At 65.8% G+C, this 23,743-nt stretch carries 21 protein-coding genes; 6 read left to right on the plus strand and 15 right to left on the minus strand.

Going from position 1 to position 23,743, the window contains the following annotated elements:
- Positions 1–42: 42 nt before the first annotated feature.
- The 7 genes from uppS to LLW23_RS00240 form a co-directional block, all read right to left on the minus strand.
- Positions 43–759, minus strand: coding sequence for a polyprenyl diphosphate synthase (gene uppS, locus LLW23_RS00210; RefSeq protein ID WP_228946805.1), 717 nt, complete (start codon positions 757–759; stop codon positions 43–45).
- A gap of 73 nt (positions 760–832) precedes the next feature.
- Positions 833–1,390, minus strand: a complete 558-nt coding sequence (gene frr, locus LLW23_RS00215; RefSeq protein WP_228946806.1) for a ribosome recycling factor — start codon at positions 1,388–1,390, stop codon at positions 833–835.
- Positions 1,377–2,120, minus strand: a complete 744-nt coding sequence (pyrH, locus tag LLW23_RS00220; protein ID WP_228946807.1) for a UMP kinase — start codon at positions 2,118–2,120, stop codon at positions 1,377–1,379. Before pyrH ends, frr begins: the two co-directional genes overlap by 14 nt.
- Before the next feature lie 129 nt (positions 2,121–2,249).
- Positions 2,250–3,203: a translation elongation factor Ts gene (gene tsf, locus LLW23_RS00225; RefSeq protein WP_228946808.1), complete on the minus strand. Its 954-nt coding sequence runs from the start codon at positions 3,201–3,203 to the stop codon at positions 2,250–2,252.
- Positions 3,204–3,372: 169 nt separating this feature from the next.
- Positions 3,373–4,236 carry a 30S ribosomal protein S2 gene (gene rpsB / locus LLW23_RS00230; RefSeq protein ID WP_228946809.1) on the minus strand — a complete coding sequence of 288 codons (864 nt, stop codon included), beginning with the start codon at positions 4,234–4,236 and terminating at the stop codon, positions 3,373–3,375.
- A 497-nt stretch (positions 4,237–4,733) separates the two neighbouring features.
- Positions 4,734–5,579: a CDP-alcohol phosphatidyltransferase family protein gene (locus tag LLW23_RS00235; protein WP_228948637.1), complete on the minus strand. Its 846-nt coding sequence runs from the start codon at positions 5,577–5,579 to the stop codon at positions 4,734–4,736.
- Between the two features lie 14 nt (positions 5,580–5,593).
- Positions 5,594–6,328, minus strand: a complete 735-nt coding sequence (locus tag LLW23_RS00240) for a phosphatidylserine decarboxylase (RefSeq protein WP_228946810.1) — start codon at positions 6,326–6,328, stop codon at positions 5,594–5,596.
- Between the two features lie 111 nt (positions 6,329–6,439).
- On the opposite strand from LLW23_RS00240, the gene LLW23_RS00245 reads away from it, so the two are divergent.
- The gene (locus LLW23_RS00245; RefSeq protein WP_228946811.1) at positions 6,440–7,660 is read left to right on the plus strand and encodes an NADP-dependent isocitrate dehydrogenase; all 1,221 of its coding nucleotides are present in this window, start codon (positions 6,440–6,442) and stop codon (positions 7,658–7,660) included.
- 48 nt (positions 7,661–7,708) lie between these two features.
- Here LLW23_RS00245 and LLW23_RS00250 read toward each other — a convergent pair whose 3' ends face one another.
- Positions 7,709–8,080, minus strand: a complete 372-nt coding sequence (locus LLW23_RS00250) for a VOC family protein (RefSeq protein WP_228946812.1) — start codon at positions 8,078–8,080, stop codon at positions 7,709–7,711.
- A gap of 86 nt (positions 8,081–8,166) precedes the next feature.
- Positions 8,167–8,856 carry a helix-turn-helix transcriptional regulator gene (locus tag LLW23_RS00255; RefSeq protein ID WP_228946813.1) on the minus strand — a complete coding sequence of 230 codons (690 nt, stop codon included), beginning with the start codon at positions 8,854–8,856 and terminating at the stop codon, positions 8,167–8,169.
- Positions 8,857–8,950: 94 nt separating this feature from the next.
- On the opposite strand from LLW23_RS00255, the gene LLW23_RS00260 reads away from it, so the two are divergent.
- From LLW23_RS00260 to LLW23_RS00275, 4 genes are all read left to right on the plus strand, one after another.
- A complete protein-coding gene (locus tag LLW23_RS00260; protein ID WP_228946814.1) occupies positions 8,951–10,732 on the plus strand; it encodes a cation:proton antiporter domain-containing protein in 1,782 nt (593 codons plus the stop codon).
- Between the two features lie 4 nt (positions 10,733–10,736).
- A complete protein-coding gene (locus tag LLW23_RS00265; protein ID WP_228946815.1) occupies positions 10,737–12,548 on the plus strand; it encodes a DUF885 domain-containing protein in 1,812 nt (603 codons plus the stop codon).
- 35 nt (positions 12,549–12,583) lie between these two features.
- Positions 12,584–13,744, plus strand: coding sequence for a glycosyltransferase family 4 protein (locus tag LLW23_RS00270; protein WP_228946816.1), 1,161 nt, complete (start codon positions 12,584–12,586; stop codon positions 13,742–13,744).
- A 118-nt stretch (positions 13,745–13,862) separates the two neighbouring features.
- Positions 13,863–14,465: a CC0125/CC1285 family lipoprotein gene (locus LLW23_RS00275; RefSeq protein WP_228946817.1), complete on the plus strand. Its 603-nt coding sequence runs from the start codon at positions 13,863–13,865 to the stop codon at positions 14,463–14,465.
- Positions 14,466–14,577: 112 nt separating this feature from the next.
- On the opposite strand, the gene secA is transcribed toward LLW23_RS00275, so the two are convergent.
- The 4 genes from secA to LLW23_RS00295 all read right to left on the minus strand — a co-directional run bounded on the left by secA (position 14,578) and on the right by LLW23_RS00295 (position 18,343).
- Positions 14,578–17,313: a preprotein translocase subunit SecA gene (gene secA / locus LLW23_RS00280; protein WP_228946818.1), complete on the minus strand. Its 2,736-nt coding sequence runs from the start codon at positions 17,311–17,313 to the stop codon at positions 14,578–14,580.
- A gap of 92 nt (positions 17,314–17,405) precedes the next feature.
- Positions 17,406–17,657: a hypothetical protein gene (locus tag LLW23_RS00285; RefSeq protein WP_228946819.1), complete on the minus strand. Its 252-nt coding sequence runs from the start codon at positions 17,655–17,657 to the stop codon at positions 17,406–17,408.
- Positions 17,658–17,706: 49 nt separating this feature from the next.
- On the minus strand, positions 17,707–18,081 hold the full coding sequence (locus tag LLW23_RS00290; RefSeq protein WP_333473783.1) for a type II toxin-antitoxin system VapC family toxin: 375 nt from the start codon (positions 18,079–18,081) through the stop codon (positions 17,707–17,709).
- Positions 18,065–18,343 (minus strand): hypothetical protein, encoded by a 279-nt coding sequence (locus tag LLW23_RS00295; protein WP_228946820.1) that lies wholly within the window; start codon positions 18,341–18,343, stop codon positions 18,065–18,067. The genes LLW23_RS00290 and LLW23_RS00295 overlap by 17 nt, the downstream gene beginning before the upstream one ends.
- 94 nt (positions 18,344–18,437) lie before the next feature.
- On the opposite strand from LLW23_RS00295, the gene argJ reads away from it, so the two are divergent.
- Positions 18,438–19,664 (plus strand): bifunctional glutamate N-acetyltransferase/amino-acid acetyltransferase ArgJ, encoded by a 1,227-nt coding sequence (gene argJ, locus LLW23_RS00300; RefSeq protein WP_228946821.1) that lies wholly within the window; start codon positions 18,438–18,440, stop codon positions 19,662–19,664.
- 131 nt (positions 19,665–19,795) lie between these two features.
- Here the strand turns inward: argJ and trxA are convergent, their stop codons facing one another.
- The gene (gene trxA / locus LLW23_RS00305) at positions 19,796–20,119 is read right to left on the minus strand and encodes a thioredoxin TrxA (protein WP_228946822.1); all 324 of its coding nucleotides are present in this window, start codon (positions 20,117–20,119) and stop codon (positions 19,796–19,798) included.
- Positions 20,120–20,167: 48 nt separating this feature from the next.
- Entirely contained in the window at positions 20,168–23,605 is a 3,438-nt protein-coding gene (addA, locus tag LLW23_RS00310; RefSeq protein ID WP_228946823.1) for a double-strand break repair helicase AddA, read from the minus strand.
- Between the last annotated feature and the right edge of the window lie 138 nt (positions 23,606–23,743).

Here is a 23,743-nt window from a genome sequence, read left to right on the forward strand (position 1 = left end):
GCCGCAGGTTCGACGGCGTCCGAAACTTCGCGTCGGGTGTTCTCACAAGCCGCCGAACCGGCGTTGCCGGCTGCCAAACGCCGCCACTGCCGCATCTAGGTCAGCCGCGCCGAAATCTGGCCAGAGCGTGTCGACAAACAGCAGTTCGGCATAAGCTGCCTGCCACAGCAGGAAATTCGACAGGCGGTGCTCGCCCGACGTGCGGATCAATAGGTCAAGTGGTGGTAGATTGCGCGTCTCGAGTTCGGCCTCGATTGCCGCTTCGTCGATCTGCTCGGGCGGCAACCGTTCAGCCAGCCGCCGCGCGGCGCGCGCCAGTTCAGATTGCGCGCCATAGTTCAATGCAATCGCGAGGATCGGTCCGGTGTTGCCGGCGCAGCGCGCGACCGCATCGTCGATCAACGACACCACGTCGGCCGGCAATCTACGAAAGTCACCGATCACCTGCAATCGCACGTTCTCGCGCACCAGTTCGGCCAGATCGCTGCGGATGAACAGCCGCAGCAGCCCCATCAGGTCACCAATCTCTTCTTCCGGCCGCCGCCAGTTTTCCGAAGAGAAAGCGTAGATCGTCAGCGCTTCGATGCCGATCGCGCGGGCGTGGCGGGTGACGCGGCGCACCGCCTCCACCCCTGCCTTGTGCCCGGCAGCGCGCGGCAGCAGTCGCTTCTTCGCCCAGCGACCATTGCCGTCCATGATGATCGCGACATGCCGCGGGGTTACGCTGACACCGCCCGCTAACGAGGGCGCGGTGCTCATGCCCCGGCTCTGGCTTGCGCGCCGGGCCGCTCATGCCCCCCGCATGAGCTAGACAGCAGGCGCTGTTTGCCCGTCACTTCCCCAGGATTTCCTTTTCCTTGGCGTTCGCCACCGCGTCGATCTCGGCGGTCGTGCTGTCGGTCAGCTTCTGCACTTCGGTTTCGTGGCGCTTGCGCTCGTCCTCGCTAATCACGCCCTTCTTCTCGTCGGTCTTCAGATTGTCCATTCCGTCACGGCGCACGTTGCGCACCGCGATCTTGGCCTTTTCCGAATACGAGCCCGCGAGCTTGGCCAGTTCCTTGCGGCGCTCTTCGGTCAGGTCCGGGATCGGCAGGCGCAGGGTCTGCCCGTCATTGATCGGGTTGAGCCCGAGGCCGGCGGAGCGGATCGCCTTTTCCACCGGCCCGACATTGCTCTTGTCCCACACCTGCACCGAAAGCATGCGCGGCTCGGGAACGGACACGGTCGCAACCTGGTTGAGCGGCATCTGCGAGCCATAGACTTCGACCGTCACCGGATCGAGCAACGCGGTCGACGCCCGGCCAGTGCGCAGGCCGCCGAGATCGCTCTTCAGCGACTCGACCGCGCCCGCCATGCGGCGCTCGAGGTCTGCCTTGTCATATGCCGGCATCTTCACTCTCCTGTTCGCTTCTGACGATCGTCGATACGCCTTCACCCGCCAGCACGGCGGCGAAATTGCCATGCTCGCGGATGTTGAAGACGACGATCGGGATGTTCGAATCGCGGCACAAAGCCACGGCACTCGCATCCATTACCTTCAGATTCTTCGACAATACCGCATTGTACGAGATTGTCTCGTAACGCTTGGCGGCTGGCACCTTCTTGGGATCGGCATCGTAGATGCCATCGACGCTGGTGCCCTTGAACAGCGCGTCGCAATTCATCTCGGCCGCGCGCAGCGCTGCGCCGCTGTCGGTTGTGAAAAACGGCGAGCCGACACCGGCAGCGAAAATCACCACGCGGTTCTTCTCCAAGTGCCGCATCGCACGGCGCCGGATGAAGGGCTCGCAGACTGACTCCATCGGAATTGCGGATTGGACGCGCGTGTCGACGCCGATCTGCTCGAGCGCATTCTGAACCGCCAGGGCGTTCATCACCGTCGCGAGCATGCCCATGTAATCGGCGGTCGCGCGCTCGAAGCCCTGCGCCGCGGCGGCCAGCCCGCGGAAGATGTTGCCACCGCCCACCACGATGCAAAGTTCGTAGCCCTGCGCCTTCACATCCGCGATTTCCGCGGCAACGCGCGCGGTCACGTCGGGATCGATGGCGAGCCCTCCTTCGCCCATCAGGACTTCGCCCGAAAGCTTCAGGAGGATGCGGTTGTAGCGGCGGCTGGTCATGCGTCTCGATCGATGGCGGGGAGCGGCGCGGACCTTAGGGGCGTGCCATGCTGCCCGCAACCGTTACGTCGGGGCACACCGTCATGCCGGGCAAACCCGGCATGACGGTTCAACGAACGTCGACCGCGATTAGGCGGTCGGCTCGGGCTGCTTGTTCTGCGGCACGCCAGACGCTGCGGCGACTTCGGCCGCGAAGTCGGACGCTTCCTTCTCGATGCCTTCACCCAGCTGGAAGCGGACATAATCCTTCAGCACGATCGACGTGCCGGCATCCTTGCCCGCCTTGGCGACGACGTCGGAGATCTTGGTCTTGCCGTCCATCACGAACAGCTGGCTGACCAGCGCATGCTCCTTGCGATACTTCGCAATCGAACCCTCGACCATCTTGGCGATGATGTCTGCCGGCTTGCCACTCTCGCCCGCCTTCTCGGTGGCGATCGCGCGCTCGCGCTCGATCTCGGCTTCGTCGAGATCTGCTTCGTTCAGCGCCTTCGGGAAGGCCGCGGCGACATGCATCGCCAGCTGCTTGCCGAGGCTCTGGAGAACCTCGTCCGACGCATCGCTCTCCAGCGCAACGAGCACGCCGATCTTGCCGAGGCCGGGCGACTGCTGGTTGTGGACGTAGCCGACGACCGCACCCTTCGACACTTCGAGCGTCTTCGCACGACGCAGTGACTGGTTCTCGCCGATCGTCGCAACGTTGTTAGTCAGCACGTCCTCGACGGTCGTGCCCGACGGCATCTTCTCGCCCTTGAGCGCCTCGACATCGCCGCCAGTGGCGAGCGCGATCTGCGTCACTTCGCGAACGAAGTCCTGGAACTGGTCGTTCTTCGCAACGAAATCGGTCTCGGAATTCACCTCGACGGCGGCGCCCTTGGTGCCGCTCGTCGCGACGCCGACAAGGCCCTCGGCCGCGGTGCGGCTGGACTTCTTGGCGGCTGCTGCGAGCCCCTTGGTGCGCAGCCAGTCCATCGCGGCGTTCATGTCGCCACCGGTCTCGTTCAGCGCCTTCTTGCAGTCCATCATGCCCGCGCCGCTCTTCTCGCGCAGGTCCTTGACCATCGCTGCCGTGATGTCGGCCATATCTCTCGTCCTTATCCTGTCGATCCCGTGGGTGGGATCAGCCCATATGAAAACCGTCCGCACCCAGTCCGTCGAAGCGCCGCCATCATCCCGCAACGTTGCGGGAGAAAGACAATGCGCTTCGACAAGCTTGGTACGAACGGTGAACGGCTTGTCGAAGCCGCAGCGCTTACGCGTCGATCTGGCGCGATTCCTCGGCGGTACCGTCGACAACGACGGGATCGCTGCCCTGCACGGCTTCAGCCGCTGCCGGCTCCACCGCGTCAGCCGCAGCCGGCTCGACCGTCAACGCTTCTTCGACGGGCGGCTCGGCCATTGCGCCGAAGTCCACGCCACCGCGACGCTGCTGCTCGGCATTGCCGCGCGTCGCTGCAATCGCCACCGCTTCGCAATACAGGCGGATCGCCCGGCTCGCATCGTCGTTCGCCGGCACCGGGAAGGCGATGCCGTCCGGCGACACGTTCGAATCGAGGATCGCGACGACCGGGATGCCGAGCGTGTTGGCTTCCTTGATCGCCAGCTCTTCCTTGTTCGCGTCGATCACGAACATGATCTCCGGAACGCCGCCCATGTCGCGGATGCCGCCAAGGCTCATCTCGAGCTTGTCCTTCTCGCGCGTGAGCTGGAGCACTTCCTTCTTGGTGAGGCCGTGCGTGTCGCCTGCGAGCTGCTCTTCGAGTGCCTTCAGGCGCTTGATCGAGTTGGAGATCGTCTTCCAGTTGGTGAGCATACCGCCCAGCCAGCGGTGGTTGACGAAATGCTGGCCGGCGCGGCGCGCTGCCTCTGCAACCGGCTCCTGCGCCTGACGCTTCGTGCCGACGAACAGAACCTTGCCGCCACTGGCGACGGTCGAGCTGATGAACTCGAGCGCACGCGAGAACAGCGGCACCGTCTGCGATAGATCGATGATGTGGACGCCGTTGCGGTCACCGAACAGGTAGGGCTTCATCTTCGGGTTCCAGCGGTGAGTCTGGTGGCCGAAGTGCGCGCCGGTTTCGATAAGCTGCTGCATCGTGACGACTGGTGCCGCCATAATTTGTGTTCCTTCCGGTTATGCCTCTGGGAAGCGGATGACGCTGGTCTGAAAGACCGCGCACCGGTGTGTGGTGCTTCCCATGTGGAGTTGAGTGCGCGCCGATAGCTCAATGCGTCACTGCATACAAGGTCTTGACCAACGGGAACAGACGTGGAACTAGATGCGGAACAGACAGCGAACGTCGTCGTGTTTGTTACCGTTTAATGTGAGTTTTGCGGACGGGGAGTTTCATTTCGGCGACAAAGCGCGGGAACCTGCCGGTTTTCCAAGGGTTAGCGGCAGGTGGTTCGCGTAAAGAAGGTTAACACGGAGGCGAACGATGATGACGTTGGTTAGTGTGTGCGTATTCGCCGGGACATTTGCTGTCTCGATCTATGCCATTGCCGCAACCGTGGCGCCGCGTCTTGACCGGATCGCTTCCGCCCTCCGGGGCGAGTCGGTGCCGCAGAATCAGCCGCTCGCCGCACTGGTGCAGGCGGAGCGACGCATCGCCGTCAGGCGCTGGGCGGCACAACCGCAGCCGCGCCGGCTGTCGGTGCGCGCAGCCGCCTGATTTTGGCGTAGCTCGCTACACTGAACGGTATAGCGAGCAGATAGGCGAGGCTCAGCGCGCTCGTCGTATGCCACGGCGCCGAAACTGCCGCGGCCCCGACGACTACAACGCCAGCCAGCACCTCGAACCGAATGTTGCGGCGCAGCCGCATCGAGGTCCAGGACCAGGTCGCGACGCTCGACACCATTAGCAACGCGACCAACGCCGTCCATGGCGCGACGACGTACGGCGATCGGAACAGCGGCTCTTCAGTCCAGAACCATAAAAACAGTGGTAGGAAGGCCAGCGCCGCCCCCGCCGGCGCCGGTACGCCGGTAAGGAACCCAGCCGACTTGTGCGGTTGCTCATCAGAATCGATATTCGCGTTGAACCGAGCCAGCCGCAGCGCGCAGAACACCGCGAGCATCAGCGCCGCAATCCAGCCGAAGCGCGGCAGCGACGATAGCGACCACAAATACAGGATCAGCGCCGGCGACACGCCGAACGAAATCGCGTCGGCCAGCGAGTCGAGTTCGGCTCCGAACCGGCTCTCGCCATGCAACAGCCGCGCGATCCGCCCGTCGATTCCGTCGAGAATACCCGCGATCAACACGAAGGCGGCGGCCAGCTGCCAGTGCATCCCGACGCGATCGGCAAGCGCGGCGAGGTCCGCGCCCGTGCGCAGCGCCAGCCCGTCTTCCATCATCCGCGCCTTGATCGCGAACTGCACCCCGCTAAGCCCGGAGCAAAGCGCCAGCGCCGTCACCGCGTTCGGCGCGACGGCGCGCAGCGGCAGCCCGCGCCGCATCCGCAGCGGTCGCCTCACTGCGCGATCCCGGTAGCCGGGCGCACGCCGGCGCGGCCGAGCACCGTCTCGCCAGCGATCGCGCGCTGCCCCAGCGCAACCTGCGGTGTAAAGCCCGTCGGCAGAAAGACATCGACGCGGCTGCCGAACCGGATCAGCCCGACGCGTTGCCCCGCGGCGACCATGTCACCGACCTTCACGAACCCCATGATCCGCCGCGCGACCAGCCCGGCGATCTGCGTGAACCCCACTTTGATCCCGTCATGCCCCTCGACTACGAAATGCTGTCGCTCGTTATCCTCGGATGCCTTGTCGAGATCGGCGTTCAGGAATTTGCCCGAGATATACACGATCTGCCGGATCGTCCCGGCGATCGGCGCGCGATTGATGTGGACGTCGAACACGCTCATGAACACCGACACCCGCGTCAGCGTCGCCGCACCCAGCTCGCCGATCAGCTCGCGTGGCACCGGCACGTCGGAGATCATCGTCACCAGTCCATCCGCCGGCGAGACGATCAGATCCTCGCCGCGCGGGGTGGTACGGATCGGATCGCGGAAGAACGCCGCTACCCAGATCGTCACGAATAGCAGCGGCCAGAAGAACACGCTGTGGACGATCGTCATCAGCAGCGTGATGCCGAATGCGATTGCGACGAATTTCTGTCCCTCGGGATGAACCGCAGGGAAGCGCCATTTGACGGTGGTGGTGATCGGAAGGCCCGCGGCCTCGGGTTTGGGAAGCGATGGCATGGTGCCGCGTGTAGCGGGCGGAACGGGCGCATACAACGCAAGCCGCGCGGTTGATCCCCTGCCCCCTTGCCCCTATCGCCGCGCCAACCCCTATCGCTCAAGGATGCCCAAATGGCCAAAATCAAGGTGAAAACGCCCGTCGTGGAGATCGACGGCGACGAAATGACGCGGATCATCTGGGAATGGATCCGCGAGCGCCTGATCAAGCCATATCTCGATATCGAACTTGATTACTACGATCTCGGCATCGAAAAGCGCGACGAGACGAACGATCAGATCACGATCGACAGCGCCTATGCCACGCAGAAGTACGGCGTCGCAGTGAAGTGCGCCACGATCACCCCGGACGAGCAGCGCGTCGAGGAATTCGGCCTCAAGCAGATGTGGAAGTCGCCCAACGGCACGATCCGCAACATCCTGGGCGGCGTGATCTTCCGCGAGCCGATCGTGATCCGCAACGTCCCCCGTCTGATCCCGGGCTGGACGCACCCGATCGTCGTCGGCCGTCACGCCTTTGGGGATCAGTACCGTGCCACCGACTTCCTCGTCCCCGGCAAGGGCAAGCTGACGATGAAGTTCGAAGGCGAGGACGGCACCGTTATCGAGAAGAACGTCTACGACTTCCCCGAGGCGGGCGTCGCGATGGGGATGTACAACCTCGACCAGTCGATCCGCGATTTCGCGCGCGCCTCGATGAACTACAGCCTGGGCCGCAAGTGGCCGCTGTACCTCAGCACCAAGAACACGATCCTCAAGGCCTATGACGGCCGCTTCAAGGATCTGTTCGCCGAGATCTTCGAGGCCGAGTTCGTCGAGAAGTTCAAGGAAGCCGGCATCGTCTACGAGCACCGCCTGATCGACGACATGGTCGCATCGGCGCTCAAGTGGAGCGGCGAGTTCGTCTGGGCGTGCAAGAACTACGACGGCGACGTCCAGTCGGATCAGGTCGCGCAGGGATTCGGCTCGCTCGGCCTAATGACCTCTGTGCTGATGACGCCCGACGGCAAGACGATCGAAGCCGAAGCCGCGCACGGCACCGTGACGCGCCACTTCCGCCAGCACGAGCAGGGCAAGGCAACCTCGACCAACCCGATCGCGTCGATCTTCGCTTGGACCGGCGGCCTCAAATATCGCGGCCTGTTCGACGACACGCCCGATGTCACGCGCTTCGCCGAAACGCTCGAGCGCGTGTGCATCGAGACGGTCGAGAATGGCGATATGACGAAGGATCTCGCGATCCTGATCGGGCCGCATCAGAAGTGGATGACGACCGAGCAGTTCTTCGAGGCGGTTCGCCTGAACCTCGAAACCAAGATGGCCACCTGGGCCTGATCCGAACGGCGGCGGGAGTTGAACTTCCGCCGCCAATCGAGAAACGGGTCAAGCCACCGGTGGCGCGAACACCCGCAGGCGATGACCATCGGGATCGAGCGCGACAAACGTCGTGCCGAAGCTCATTCGTGTCGGCGCTTGGATGATGGTCAAGCCGCGCCGCCCCCAGTCGGCGTGCGTCGCCTCGACGGCGTCCGCGTCCGCGACTGCGAACGTGATCTCGCTCGCGCCTGATTGTCCCGTGCTCGCCGGCTCGACCGTTGCGCGCGACCACAAGCCCAGCATGACGCCGTCGCGCAAAGGCAAGATCGCGATGTCGGACTTTTGCTCGACGATCGGGACGCCCAGAAGCTCGTGGTACAGTGCGGCGCTGGCGACGTGATCCGTCACGTGCAGCAGCAAGAAGTTGAAGTCTGGCATGAGTTACCTCCGCAAAAGCCGGCTCACGGAATGGCTTGCCGGCCCAACGCGGGATACGCCGCCCTACTGTCAGTTTATGTCAGCAGTCACTGTTCGGGCACGCCTCGGATCGCGTGCCATTCCTTCAGCAACGCGGCGCGACGCCGCGGATACCGCACGGACGACGGGTCGAGCGCCATGATCCGGTCGATCCGGAAATGGCGGTAATTGTCGCGCAGTTCGCACCAGGCGACGATCACGCGCACGCGATCGTAAAAGGCCAGCGCGATCGGCCAGACGGTCCGTTCGCTGGTCTCGCCACGCTCGTCGGCATACGTGATCTGCACCTTGCGTTCGGACCGGATCGCCCGGCGGATCGCGGCAATCTCCTGGTCACCCGCTGCGATCGGCTCGCCGGGACCGATCAGTAGCCCGGATGATTGGATATCCTTCTTGAGGTCGTCCGGTAGAACCGCGCCGATCTTGGCCAGCACGTTGCGCGCCGCCTTGCCCAATTGCCCGTCCGCTCGCTCCGACACCCAGCGCGAACCGAGCACCAGCGCCTCAATCTCCTCCTCGGAGAACATCAGCGGCGGCAGCATGAATCCTGGGCGGAGCACATAGCCGACGCCCGCCTCTCCATCGATATGCGCGCCTTGCGCCTTCAGGCTTTCGATATCGCGATAGAGCGTGCGTAGCGATACGCCGAGCTCGTCCGCCAGCGTTGCGCCCGCGACTGCCCGCCGATGCCGACGCAGCACCTGGATTAGATCCAGCAGTCGCTGCGCGCGAGACATGAGGCCTGCTCTCCGTGCGACGAGCTAGCCCCTGCCGACTCGAGTGCGACCGTTATACGCGACAAACCGGCGACGCTTTGTCTACAACACCCCAATGGCACTGGGTATTGATAACGAAGGTTTCTCCGACGCGCTCGTGATCCTCGGCGCCGCCGGCATGGTGATCCCGGCGTTCGCCCGGTTCAAGGTGAGCCCGGTAATCGGTTTCATCCTGGTCGGGCTGCTGGTCGGCCCGTCCGGCCTCGGGGCGAATGTCGATGCCGCGCCATGGCTATATTACGTCACGATCTCGGATCCGGAATCGATCGAGCCGTTCGCCGAATTCGGCATTATCCTGTTGTTGTTCTCGATCGGCCTCGAACTATCGTTTCGCCGACTCTGGACGATGCGCCGACTGGTCTTCGGCACCGGCGCGGCCGAATTGCTCGGCTCCGCGTTGATCATCGGCGTCACGCTACATTATTTGGGGCAAGGCTGGTCCGGCGCGATCGGGCTCGGCCTTGCGCTGGCGCTGTCGTCCACCGCGCTCGTCCTGCCGCTGGTCGGCACCACCAGCGCGGTCGGGCGCGGTGCGTTTGCGATGCTGCTATTCGAGGATCTGGCGCTCGTCCCGATCATCTTCGCGCTGGGCGCACTCGCGCCGACCGCCACCGACGGCTGGGCCGGGATCGGCATGGTGGCACTCCGCGGCGGGCTGACGGTGGTGGCGATGTACATTGGCGGCCGCCTCGTCCTGCCGCGGCTGTTCGCGCAGGCCGCGCGCACCAAAAGCCCGGAACTGTTCCTCGCCGCCTCCTTGCTGGTCGTGATCGTCGCCAGCGTCGCGACCACCGCGGCTGGCCTGTCGCCGATCGTCGGCGCGCTGCTCGCCGGGTTGCTGATCGCCGAGACCGAATATCACACCGAGGTCGAGGTGATGACCGCGCCGTTCAAGGGCCTCGCGCTCGGCGTGTTCCTGATCACCGTCGGCATGAGCCTCGATCTGCGCAGCATTGCCGAGAATTGGCAGACGTTGCTACTCGCCGTCACTGGCGTCGTCGCGGTGAAGACGGTCGTCACCTTCCTGCTGCTCCGCGTCGCCAACGCCCGCCCCGGCATTGCTGCCGAAACCGGCCTGCTGATGGGTAGCCCGTCAGAAACGACGCTGATCGTGCTCGCGACCGCCGCGCAGGCACAACTGATCCTGCCGAGCACCGCCACCTTCTGGCAGACGGTCACTGCGATCGGGCTGACCATCACGCCCTTGCTCGCCAAGGCAGGACGCGCCGTCTCGAAGCGGATCGAATATGGCACCGAGCTAACCGAGACCGGACCCGCCGATGCCGGCCGCGCGGTGATTATTGGCTTCGGGCGTGTCGGTAAGCTGATCGCCGAAATGATGGCCATTCACAATCTGCCCTATGTCGCGGTTGAGGCCGATATCGACGCGGTGAAGGCGGCGCGCGCCGCTGGCCACCCGGTGCTGTTCGGCGATGTGATCCGCCCCGAACTGGTCGACCGGCTCGATCTGCCCAATGCCCGCGCGCTGATCCTGACGATGGACGATCCGGTGCTCACCGTCCGTCTCTGTCGCCGCGTCCGCGGCTTGGCGCCGGATCTGCCAATCATCGCCCGCGCCCGTGATGCCGCGCATGCCGCGGAGCTTTACCGTGCCGGCGTCACCGACGCGGTGCCCGAAACGCTCGAAAGCTCACTGCAATTGTCGGAGGCCGTGCTGGTCGATCTCGGCGTCGCGATGGGCCCGGTGATTGCCTCGATCCACGAAAAGCGCGACGAACTGCGCCAGATGATCCGCAAGGAAGCGCAGCTCAACCGCGAACCGCGCATCCGCCGCGTACGCCGCAAGAACGAAGTCGGAATTTCAGAGGGTATTTGAAAACATGACGCATATCGACCGCCGCGCCGTCATCGCTGGCCTCGGCGCCGCCACCACCAGCGCCGCGCTGCCCGCGTTCGCGCAGCCCGTCAGCCGCGACGCACAACTCGACGCTTTGCTGATGCGCCAGTTCGACGCCGAGCTCGCCCTAAGCCCGACCGGGGCCACCCAGCTCGGCCTCGACAAGGGCAAGCTCGCTGCTTTGCGCAGCCGCCTACCCGACTGGAGCCCGGCCGGGCTCGACCGCGATCGCGCGATGACCATGCAGCACTTGCGCGATCTGCGCAGCTTCGGCCGCACCGGCCTCGGCACGCCAGCGGCAATCGCCTACGACAGCGCCGACTTCACGCTGTCGTCGCGGGCAAAGCTTGACGAGTTCCGCTACCACAGCGGCGGCTTCGGCCACCGCCCGGGGCCATATGCCGTCACCCAGCTGGGCGGCTTCTACACCGGGCTCGCGAACTTCATGGATCTGCAGCATCCGGTGAAGACACGCGCCGACGCCGATGCGTATCTTGCGCGCCTCGCCGCCGTACCGGCGCTGCTCGACGCCGACACCCGCCTCGTCACCGAAAATGCCGCCGCCGGCGTGATCGCGCCACGCTTCATCCTCGATCAGGCGATCCGCCAGGTCACCGCCTTCCGCGATGGCGACGTGCGCACCAAGACGCTCGTCACCTCGGTCGAGCGCCGCGCGACTGCGCTTGGCCTTACCGGCTACGGCGATCGCGCCGCGGCGATTTTTGAAACCGGAATTAAGCCCGCTGCGACGCGCCAGATCGAAGCGCTCACCGCCGTTCTGCCCCGCGCGGGCAACGACGCCGGCGTTGCCCGCTTGCCGCGCGGCCGCGAATATTATGCCGCCGCGCTGCGCTCGCACACCACGATCGATATCGCGCCCGATGAGGTGCACCGCATCGGGCTGGAGCAAGTCGCCGACCTCACCGCGCGGATCGATACGCTGCTGAAGGCACAGGGCCTCACCCGCGGCACGATGCGCGAACGGCTCGACGAACTCGCACGGCGGCCGGGCCAGACCTTCGCAAACGATGATGCCGGCCGCGCCGCGCTGCTCGCCTATCTCAACGATCGCCTCGATGCGGTGCGAAAGCGCGTGCCGCAGGTCTTCGCGCGCATGCCCACCCTGCCCTACGAGATCCGCCGCGTCCCGCCGGAGATCGAGGGCGGCGCACCCGGCGGTTCGGCGCAGCGCGGCCTTGCCGATGGCTCACGCCCCGGCATCTTCTTCATCAACCTGCGCGATACGCACGAATGGCCACGCTATTCGCTGCCCACGCTCGCCTACCATGAGGGCGCACCGGGACATCTGTTCGAAGGCGCGCTCAGCCTGCAGAACGCCGCGCTGCCGATCTACCGCCAGACGGCGTCCGCCACCGCGTACGGCGAAGGCTGGGGCCTTTACGCCGAACAGGTCGCCGACGAACTCGGCATGTATGAGGACGATCCGCTCGGGAAGATCGGTTATCTCGGCTCCTACGCCTTCCGCGCCTCGCGGCTCGTGGTCGATACCGGCATGCACCACCTCGGGTGGAGCCGCGAAAAAGCGATCGACTTCCTGTCGTCCAACTCTTCGGAATCCCCCTCGGCCGCGCGCACCGAGGTGGACCGCTACATCGTGTATCCGGGCCAGGCCTGCGCCTATAAAATGGGCCAGATCGCGATCAGCCGGCTGCGTGCCGAGGCCGAGAAGCAGCCCGGCTTCGACATCAAGCGCTTCCACACACTCGTGCTCGATACCGGTCGGGTTCCGCTGACCGTGCTCGAACGCCGCGTGCGCGAAAGCTTTATTGCCTAGTGATCGCCGCAATAGCGCGATAGGCGCCGCGGATCATGCAGCCGTCGGACCTTCGCGTCGCGCTATTCAGCGGCAATTACAATTACGTTCGCGATGGTGCGAACCAGGCGCTGAACCTGCTCGTCGGCCATCTGCTGAATCGCGGAGTCACCGTCCGCATCTATTCGCCGACCGTGCCCAAGCCAGCCTTCCCGGCAACGGGCGATCTGGTCGATGTCCCCGCGCTCCCGCTGCCCGGCGAGCGCGGGGAGTACCGCCTCGCGCGCGGCCTGCCGGCGCGTGTGAAGCGTGATCTTGCCGCGTTCGCGCCCAACCTGATCCACGTCTCGGCGCCCGATATCCTTGGGCATCGCGCGATCAGCTATGCGCGCCGCCACGGCATCGCGCGCGTCGCCTCGCTACACACGCGCTTCGAAACCTATCCGCGCTACTACGGGCTCCGCCTGCTCGAGCCGTTCGCCGAGCGGCTGCTAACGCGCTTTTATAATCGCGTCGATCGCGTGCTCGTCCCCGGCACGATGCTGGGCGACATCCTGCACGGCTGGGGCGTGCGGACCCCAACGTCGGTCTGGTCGCGCGGCGTCGATCATGATCGCTTCTCGCCGGCCAAGCGTGACCTCGCCTGGCGCCGCTCGCTCGGCATTGGCGACGACGAAGTGGCCGTTGGCTTCCTCGGCCGATTGGTGAAGGAAAAGGGGCTCGACGTCTTCGCCGACGTCGTCGCCGAACTCCGCCGCCGCGGCACGCCGCACCGCGTACTCGTCATCGGCGAGGGGCCCGCGCGCGACTGGTTCGCCGATCAAGTGCCCGACGCTGCCTTCGCGGGCTTCCAGACAGGCGATGGCCTTGGCCGCGCAGTCGCCTCGATGGATGTGTTCTTCAATCCCAGCGTCACCGAGACGTTCGGCAACGTCACGCTGGAAGCGATGGCTGCCGGTGTGCCAGTCGTCGCGGCGCGCGCCACCGGCGCGGTCGGGTTGATTGACGATGGCGTCACCGGCGTGCTCGTCGCGCCGCGCGATGTTGCAGGCTACGCCGATGCGATCGCCGCGCTCGCGCTCGATCATGACGCGCGTCGAGGCATGGGCCGAGCAGGATGTCACAAGGCTGCGCGTTACCGCTGGGATACGATCAACGAAGCCGTTCTCGTCGCGTATCTGGAGGTCATGAATGGCTCCGAAGCTACCGGTGGCTGACCCACGTCAACACGACGAACCGGTGCGTCCCGGAGCCAATCCGTTCATCGGACGTTCCACCAGCACGATATATTGTAAGAAGGTTCCGCTCCAACGCGGCGGATTCGGAGACGACACAATGAGCATTTTCCGTTCCGGTCGTAGCCTTTGGATGGCGGCCGCCGCTTCCGGCGCCTTGCTGGTCGCGGGTTGCGCAACCGAGACTACGTATCGCCCCGCGACCGGCTCCGGCTTCAACCGCACCGGCTTCACGGAGCGTCAGGTCGAAGCAAACCGCTTCCTCGTTACGTTCGCCGGCAATTCAGTCACCGATCGCGACACCGTTGAGCGCTACCTTCTTTTCCGCGCTGCCGAACTGACGCTGCAGAATGGCTTCGACACCTTCGTGATGGTCGATCGCCAGACCGACCGTCAGGCGCGCACATACTCAACGGGCACCGGCTTTGGTCCGGGCCTCGGGTATGGCGGCTTCGGAGGCTTTTGGGGCCCGTCGTGGCGCTTTCAGGGGCGTCCGTGGGGCGGCGGCTGGGGTGGTTGGGGCGGCTGGGGCGGTGGCTTCAACGACTTCGACGTCCGCACCGTCGATCGCTACGAAGCGTCCGCCGAGATCGTGATGCGCAAGGGCCCGCCGCCGCGCGACGAAGTTCGCGCCTTCAACGCTCGGGACGTCGCTGATCGCCTCGGCCCGACGATCGTCCTGCCGGAACAGCGCCGCCGCTGAGCCGCAATCTAACGACAGAACAAAAAAAGGCCCCGCCGGCAACGACGGGGCCTTTTCTGTGCGCCTTCGTCATGCCGGCCTGCGCCGGCATGACGGGCTCAACCCCGCAGCTTTAGACCGCCCCGTGGCAATGCTTGTACTTGCGCCCCGACCCACACGGGCAAGGTGCGTTGCGGCTCACCTGACCCTCCCAGTTCGCCGGATCCTCACCCAGATCCGCCTCGGTCCGCGGCGCCATCTGCATCGGCGGTAGCTGCGTCTGGATCAGCCCCATCGTGCCCGCATCGATATCGGCCGAATTGTCGTCACCCGTGAAAGGGTCGAAGTGAGTCGTGATGAAGTCCGGCAACTCGGGCAGCTCCGGCATCGCTTCCATCCGGAATTCGGCATGTGCGATCGTCTTCGTCACATCCTCGCGAATGTTGTCCAGCATCCGCTGGAACAGCGCGAACGCCTCCTGCTTATATTCGTTGATCGGCGTCTTCTGCGCATAGGCACGCAAGTGGACCACCTGGCGCAACGCATCGAGCGTCGCGAGATGCTCCTTCCAGTGATGGTCGAGGTTCTGCAGCAGGATTGACTTTTCAACCGACGTCCAGGTCTCCGGCTCGAGATCGGCCGCCTTGGCGGAGACCATCGCGTCGGCTTCAGCCTGCACCCGCTCGGTCACCAGTTCGGGATCGATCGCATCTTCTTCCAGCCAGCGGTCGATCGGCGGCGTCAGGTTCAGGATCTCGGCCAGCCGATCCTTCATGCCCTCGACGTTCCACTGCTCGGGGTAAGAGCCGACCGGGCACGCATCGCCGACGATCGCGTTCACCGTCTCGGCGCGCATGTCCTCGACCACATCGCCGACCGTTTCGGCATCCATGATGTCCGCGCGCTGCTCGTAGATCACCTTGCGCTGATCGTTCATCACGTCATCATATTCGACGACCTGCTTGCGGATGTCGTAGTTGCGCGCCTCGACCTTCTTCTGCGCCGTCTCGATCGCCTTGCTCAGCCACTTTGATCCGATCGCCTCGCCATCGTCGATATTGTTGCGCATCATCCGCGCGAACAGCGTGTCCGGCCCGAAGATGCGCAGCAGATCGTCGTCGAGGCTAAGGTAGAAGCGGCTCAAGCCCGGATCACCCTGTCGCCCCGAACGACCGCGCAGCTGATTGTCGATGCGGCGGCTCTCGTGGCGTTCGGTGCCGAGCACGAACAACCCGCCCGCCTCCAGTACGCGCGCCTTCTCAGCCGCGATCTCCGCGCGAATCTCCGCGATCGCCTGGTCGCGCTCAGGCCCCTCGGGCATGCCGGACAATTCATCCTCCATGCGGAACTCGAGGTTGCCGCCCAGCTGAATGTCGGTGCCGCGACCCGCCATGTTGGTCGCGATCGTCACTGCGCCCAGCCGCCCGGCCTGCGCCACGATATGCGCTTCCTGCTCGTGATAGCGCGCGTTGAGCACCGAGTGATCGACGCCCTCCTGGTTCAGGAAGGTGCTCAGCAGTTCGGACTTCTCGATCGATACCGTGCCGACGAGTACCGGCTGGCCCTTCTCGGCATGTTCGCGGATGCGCTTGGCGATCGCGCGGAACTTGTCCTGCGTGTCCTTGTAGAATTCGTCCTCCTCGTCGACGCGCTGCACGGGCACGTTGGTCGGGATGGTGACGACGTTCATCTTGTAGATGTCGAAGAACTCGGCCGCTTCGGTCGAGGCGGTGCCGGTCATTCCCGACAGCTTGGGATACATGCGGAAATAGTTCTGGAAGGTGATCGATGCCATCGTCTGGTTCTCGGGCTCGATCGTCACGCCCTCCTTCGCCTCGACCGCCTGGTGCAACCCGTCCGACCAGCGCCGACCATCCATCATGCGGCCGGTGAACTCGTCAATGATGATGACCTTGCCGTCCTTCACGATGTAATCGATGTCGGACTTGAACATCACGTTCGCGCGCAGCGACTGGTTCAGGTGATGCACGACCTGCGTGTTCTCGAAGTCATAGAGGTTCGCGCCCTCCAGCAGCCCCGCCGCCTCCAGCAGCCGCTCGACCCGCTCGGTGCCTTCCTCGGTCAGGACGATCGTCTTCTGCTTTTCGTCCTTCTCGTAATCGTCGGGCACGATCTGCTTCACGATCGCATCGACCTGCATGTACAGATCGCTCTTGTCGTCGGTCGGTCCGGAAATGATCAGCGGCGTCCGCGCCTCGTCGATCAGCACCGAATCGACCTCGTCGACGATCGCCATCGCGAACGGCCGCTGCACCATCGACGTGCGCTCGTACTTCATATTGTCGCGCAGGTAATCGAAGCCGAACTCGTTGTTCGTGCCATACGTGATGTCGGCCGCGTAAGCCTCCTTGCGCTGCCCGTCGCTAAGGTTCGGCACGATCACGCCGACCGTCAGCCCCAGGAAGCGATACACGCGCCCCATCCACTCGGCGTCGCGCGCGGCGAGATAGTCATTGACGGTGATGACATGGACGCCATCCCCTGGCAGCGCGTTGAGATACGTCGCCAGCGTCGCGACCAGCGTCTTGCCCTCGCCGGTGCGCATCTCGGCGATCTCGCCGCGGTGGAGCACGATGCCGCCGACCATCTGCACGTCGTAATGCCGCTGCCCGAGCACGCGCTTGGCCGCCTCGCGAACCGTCGCAAACGCCTCCGGCAGCAGCGCATCGAGCGTATCGCCGTTCGCCAACCGCTCGCGGAACAGAATTGTCTGGTTGGCAAGCGTCGCATCATCCATCGCCTGCAACGCGGGCTCGAACCCCGCGATTTTGGCGATGATCGGATTGAGCGAGCGGACGTAGCGTTCGTTGGACGAACCGAAGAGCGATTTGGCGATGTTGCCGAACATGGGCTGGATTCCTGATATCGAAGCGGCGCGGCAGCCCCTTGGGCCCGCGCGGAAATAGCGGTAATGGTCCGACGTGGTCGGAAACGGCGGCGTTATTCCCGCCGACGGCTCGCAAAAACGGGCTCGCGCACGATCGGCGCAAAGATCCGGTCGAGGCCACCAGCCGCCACGCGCGCGAGGGAGGGCAACGACGCCACTGGCCGTTCGGTAAGCCGATACGCCGCCACCGGAGCCCGCCGCACCGCGATCGATCCCTCGACAACCGTTGGAACCGGCGTCCGCAAGCTCCCGCCAACACCGGTCAGCGCAGAAAGCAGCGCGGAAAGAAGCAGCAGCAGATTCATTACGCTGTGAGACATAGGGTTGCAGACGGGCGCGGCCAACCCAAAAGCGTCACCAGATGATGCGGACGGGGTAGTGACTCATTGCGGCATCGGCCGTGACGATCGGCAGATCGGCATGAACGGCATGCGCGATCAGCATGCGGTCGACGGGATCACGGTGGATCGGCGGCAACGCATCGATCGTCGTCCATAGCTCGGCCGGCGTTGCGAGCACCGTTGCTTCCAGTTGCGACAGCACGGCCTCAAACGGCAAATCGACGCCGAAGCGACCGCGCCTGTTGAGATCGACGAATTCAAATGCGGTGACGGCGCTGATGAAAACGTCCTCATCAACGTCAACCAAAACGGACCGCGCAGCGCTGCTTAGGCGCGGGCTATCCGTGATCGCCCAAACTAGGGCCTGCGTATCAACCAATATCGCCAAACTTCCGCCTGTCGCGTTCTTCCCAAAAATCGTACATTTTCAGCGAACCGACGTCGATGTCGCGATCACCGACCAGATGCTTGAACATCCCGATCGCGGCGCGTCGCTTGGCCGCGCGCCGCTCGCGTTCGGCGTCATTGGCGGGAGTTGTACCGACAAGGCGTACCCTCGTTCCCGTCGAAGAATCGAGCATGACTTCCTCACCACGGACCGCTGCTGCCATCGCCGCCAACAGGTGCGTGTCGGATTCGTCGATCTTCACATGGATCGCCATGGACGAAAGATGATGCAACCGCGGCTCAGCGTCAACCACGCCCCTACGTGACATTCCGCCCGGCCCGCGGCATGCCGCCGCCATGTCGCACGCCGTCTCCCCCCTCGCCCTCCCGTTCCCACACCTTCCGCAGATCGACGGCGTCACGCCGCGCGTCGCGCGCGCGCAGTACAAGCTGTGGGACCGCTGCGACCTCACCTTCATCACGCTCGATCCCGGCACCACCGTCGCCGGCGTGCTGACGCAATCGAAATGCCCCTCCCCTGAAGTCGAATGGTGTCGCAAGGCGCTTGTCCTGGGCGAGGCACGCGCGCTCGTCGTGAACGCCGGCAATTCCAACGCCTTCACCGGCAATCGTGGCCGTGCCGCCGTCGAGGCGATTGCCGCCCGCGCGGCGCAGCATCTCGGCTGCCAGCCGTCCGACGTGTTCGTTGCATCGACCGGCGTGATCGGCGTGCCGCTGCCGATCGACAAGGCCGAGGGCGGGCTTGACGCTGCCTTCACCGCGGCGCCCTGCGATTGGCACTCGGTCGCCGAAGCGATCGGCACGACAGACACCTATTCCAAGGGCGCAATCACCACCGCGATCATCGACGGCCGCACCGTCACGCTCGCTGGCGTCATCAAGGGCTCAGGCATGATCGCGCCCGACATGGCGACGATGCTCGGCTTCATCTTCACCGACGCCGCGGTTGCCGCGCCCTTCCTTCAGGCAGCGCTAACCGCCGCCAATGCGCCCAGCTTCTCGTGCATCACCGTCGATGGCGACACCTCGACCAGCGACACCGTGCTCGCCTTCGCGACGGGCAAGGCCGGCAACGCCCCGCTCACCGACGAAGACAGCCCCGGCGCCGACGCGTTCCAGGCCGCCCTTGCCGACCTTTGCCGCCAGCTCGCGCTGCTCGTCGTGCGCGACGGCGAAGGCGCCTCCAAGCTGATCGAAATCACCGTCGAGGGCGCCGACAGCGATCGCTCCGCGCATCGCATCGCAATGTCGATCGCCAACTCGCCGCTCGTAAAGACCGCCATCGCCGGCGAGGACGCAAACTGGGGCCGCGTCGTCATGGCAGTCGGCAAGGCCGGCGAGCCCGCCGACCGCGACAAACTCGCCATCCGCTTCGGCACGACCCAGGTCGCGCGCGAGGGGCTAGCGGTTGAGGGCTATGACGAAGCGCCGGTGACCGCGCACCTGAAGGGCAACGAGATCGAAATCGGCGTCGATCTAGCGCTCGGCGACGGCCATGCGACCGTCTGGACGTGCGACCTGACGCACGGTTACATCTCGATCAACGCTGACTATCGGAGTTAGACGCCGCCTCGGCAGCTCAACCAATATCCGTCATGCCGGGCTCGTCCCGGCATCCACCGTGCCGAAAGCTCGCCGACCGGAGGACGTGCCGAGGCGTGGATGCGGGGACTAGCCCGGCATGACAAGCAATCTTACGCCAGCTCGCCTTCGAGCCAAGCCTTGATCCGCCCCTTGGGCTCAGCGCCAACTTTGGTCGCCGCGGGGTTGCCGCCCTTGAACAGGATCATCGTCGGGATCCCGCGCACGCCATAGCGGCCCGGTGCGTCGGGGTTTTCGTCGATGTTGATCTTGGCGATCGTCACTTGCTCGCCCAGCTCGTCCGAAATCTCTTCGAGGCTCGGCCCGATCATCTTGCACGGGCCGCACCACTCAGCCCAGAAATCGACCAGCACCGGCTTGTCGGACTGGATGACGTCAGCGTGAAAGCTGTCGTCGGTGATCTTCTTGGTGGCCATCGTGATATTCTCCTTCGTCAGCCAATCTAGGTCGGCAGCCTGTTCCGCTCAACGGCTCGGTGCCAAGCTTTGCTCCCGAGCGGCGAAGCCCGGCTTGTGCGCCGCCAGTAAGGCCGGCGGCAACGCGATCAGCACAGGCCCCGCGGTATAGAGCAACGCCGCCTCGATCGGCCGATCGGGAAAGATCACCGCCAGCGCCGCCGCATAGGCCGCCATTTGCCGCACGTGATACTCGGGCACGTCGTCGATCCCCGCCGACGCCTGCCGCCCAGTCTTGAAGTCGACCAGCTGAACGCGCTCGGCCGTCACCAGCAACCGATCGACCGTACCCGCGATCACCAGCCCGCCCTCGATCACCGCACTGATCGGCGCCTCACCGAGCGATCCAGCGCCGAACAGCTCGGCAAAGCGCGGATCGGCCAGGATGTCGCAAACCGTCTGCGTCAGCACCCGCCGCTCGCCCCCATCGCTAACCTGCCCAACCTTCGCCAGCCAGCGATCCGCCGCCGCAGCCCGCTCGGCCGGCGCAATCCCAGGCAAGCGCTCGAAAAGCCCATGGATCAACCGGCCACGCTCGGCCGCGGCGCGCATCGCCGGCGTCGGTGGCGGATCAGCCACCGCATCGTCGCCGATCGACGAGGGCGCCAGCGGCCGTGGCGGCCGCGCCTCGGGCGGCGCCGGCCGCCGCACCCACTCGGGCACCGCCACCGCCGGGACGGCAGGCGCGACTTTCGCGCGCGTCCGCTCCACCGCCGCGGGCAGCGGATCGCCGCGGAACACCCGCGCCCCCTCCCCCGCTACGCCCAGCGAATCCAGCGCGCGCGCCGCCGCCGCGTGCCAACTCGCCTCGGGCGCACCATTGCGATAGCGCGGCCCAAGCGACCCCGCGATCACCAGCCGCTCCTCCGCCCGCGTCGCCGCGACGTAGAACAGCCGCCAATGCTCCTGCTTCTCGCGCTTGGCCGCGGCAGTCACGACGTCCTCGATCGGCCCGGCCCGCTCCGCCGCGCGCGGTGCGAACACCGGGATCGGCGCGGCATGGCCATCGGGCGTCCACATCAGCGTGGCGCTGCGCGTCGCATCGGGGTCGGCCGTGGCGTCAGCCAGGATCACGACCGGCGCCTGTAACCCCTTCGCGCCATGCGCCGTCATCACGCGCACCGCATTGTGCGCACCCTCCGCCTCGCGCTTCACCTCCACTTCGCCGCGATCGAACCAGTCGAGGAAGCGCTGCAGCGATGGCGTCGCGGTCGTCTCGAAATCGAGCGCCGCGCTCAGCAGCTCCTCGATCGGATCGCGCGCCTCTTCGCCTAGCCGCGACAGCAGCTTGCGCCGCCCATCCAGCGCCCCCGACAGCAACTCCTCCAGGAACCGATAAGGCGTCGTGAAATCCGCCCGCGCCAGCATCGCATCGAGCGGCCCGAGCAGGTCGCGATGCGCCTCCGACAGATGCCGCCACAAGCTCACCCGCCGCGGCACCGCGCGCGCCAGCAGCTCGTCCTGCGTCCAGCCGATCAGCGGCGAGACGAGCAGACTGGCGAGGCTCAGATCATCGTCCGGCTGCAACACGAAGCGGATCGCCGCGAGCAGGTCCTGCACGGCCAGCGGCGCATTCAGCCGCAGCCGGTCGACTCCCGCCACCGGCACGCCCTCGGCATACAGCCGCGCAACGAGCAATTGCGCGATCTCGCCACGCCGCTTGACGAGGATCATGATGTCCTCGGGGCGGATCGGACGCCCCTTGCTCTCCAGCATCGTGCCCGCGTCGAGCCACTGCCGCACTTGCCGCGCGATCCGCGTCGCATTCGCGCGCACCGCATCGTCGATCCACTCTTCCGCGCCGCCATCGTCCTCGGCCGCCCCCGCCGCGATCGGCGGCCACAACTCGACGAACCCAGCACCCGCCACTTCGCTCGCATGCGCCGGCGTCTCGCCATCGAGCCCCAGCGCGTCCGGGCCGAGCCCCAAGATTGCCGCATCGACGAACTGCAGCACCGGCCGCGTCGAGCGGAACGACGAAACGAGCGACAATTGCTCGAACGGCAGTCCGCGCTCGTGATCGGGCATCCGGTCGTCGCCCTGCACGTCGGCCGCCTTGCGCGCGAAGTGCATCTCGGCAGCGCGGAAGTTGATCGGATCGGTGCCCTGGAAGCCGAAGATCGCCTGCTTGTGGTCGCCGACGGTGAACAGCGTGCGCACCGACGGCGCGTAGACCCCGCGCCCGACGAAATACTCGTCGACCAGCGCGCGCACGATCCGCCACTGCGCCACATTGGTGTCCTGCGCCTCGTCGATCAGCACATGCTCGGTCGTCTGGTCGAGCTTGAAGCGCACCCACTCGCCGATCCCCGGAATCTCCAGCAAATCGACCGTCGCTGCGATCAGATCGTCGAAATCGACCAGCCCGCCCCGTCGCTTCGCCGCGGCATAGGCGCGCGCATAATCACGCCCCACCGTCAGCGCATCGGCTAGCAGATCGGCATAGGCCGCGCGATCGCGCAACGAGAGCAGCTCGGCACAATGATCGCCGATCGCCCCCGCGAGCAGCTCGTAATCCGGCTCGGCCGCAATCAGCTTGGCTGAAGCCTTCCGCGGCTCGCCCCTGCCCGTGTGGAACACACTTCGCAGCACATGAAGCGCCGCCGCCCGCGCCGCGCGCTCGAGCGCCACCCACCCGCTGACCGCCTCGGCATGCTTGATTCCGGTGGCCGTGCCCCACCCCCGGTTCGCCGCCACGACCCGCTCGACGGCATCGAGATCGACCGCATCGCACCCCTCAGCGATGATCGCCTCGATATCGCCCGATGGCAGCCCAAGCTCGCCGCGCAGCCACGGCTGGATCCCGCTCGGCAGCGCCTCCAGCGCCCGGCCCGCCCGCGCGCACTGATGCAGGAACCCCTCCGCCGCGGTTTCGCCCAGCCGCACGCTCAGCCGACCGATCGCCTCGACCGGCCCCGCCCGCCCCTCGCGCTCGGCCGTCACCAGCAGCTCGGCCAGCGTCGCGCGCGCCAGCACCGCCTCCTCGCGCGGCTCGATCGGCCGGAACCCCGGCACGAGGTTCGCCTCCGCCGGAAACGCCGCGAGCAGCCCCTGGCAAAATCCATGGATCGTCTGGATCCGCAGCCCCCCGCCCGGCGCGTCGAGCACCTTGGCAAACAGCGTCCGCGCGCGATCCTGCTGCACCGGATCACCCGGCTCGCCCAGCGCCCGCAGATCTTCGAACAGCGCGCCGGGCTTCATCCGCACCCACGCCGCCAACCGCTGGCTCACCCGCGCCGCCATCTCCGCCGCACCCGCCTTGGTGAAGGTCAGGCACAAGATCGCCGACGGCTCGACCCCGCGCAGCAACAGCCGAAACACCCGCGCGGACAGCACTTGCGTCTTCCCCGTCCCCGCCGAGGCCGATAGCCAAACATGCGCATCGGGCGCACTCGCCCGCCGCTGCTCGCCGCGCAAAGGCGGGAGAGGGCGTAAAGCATCACTCATCCGAGCATATCCCCCTCCCGCTCGCGGGAGGGGTTAGGGGAGGGCATGTCCAAAAGCACCGCACCCAAGAAGGCAGCCCCTCCCCCAGCCCCTCCCGCAAGCGGGACGGGAGCAAGAAGCCGAAATCCCCTCCTCCGT

The sequence above is a fragment of the Sphingomonas radiodurans genome, assembly GCF_020866845.1.
Lineage (GTDB): Bacteria > Pseudomonadota > Alphaproteobacteria > Sphingomonadales > Sphingomonadaceae > Sphingomonas > Sphingomonas radiodurans.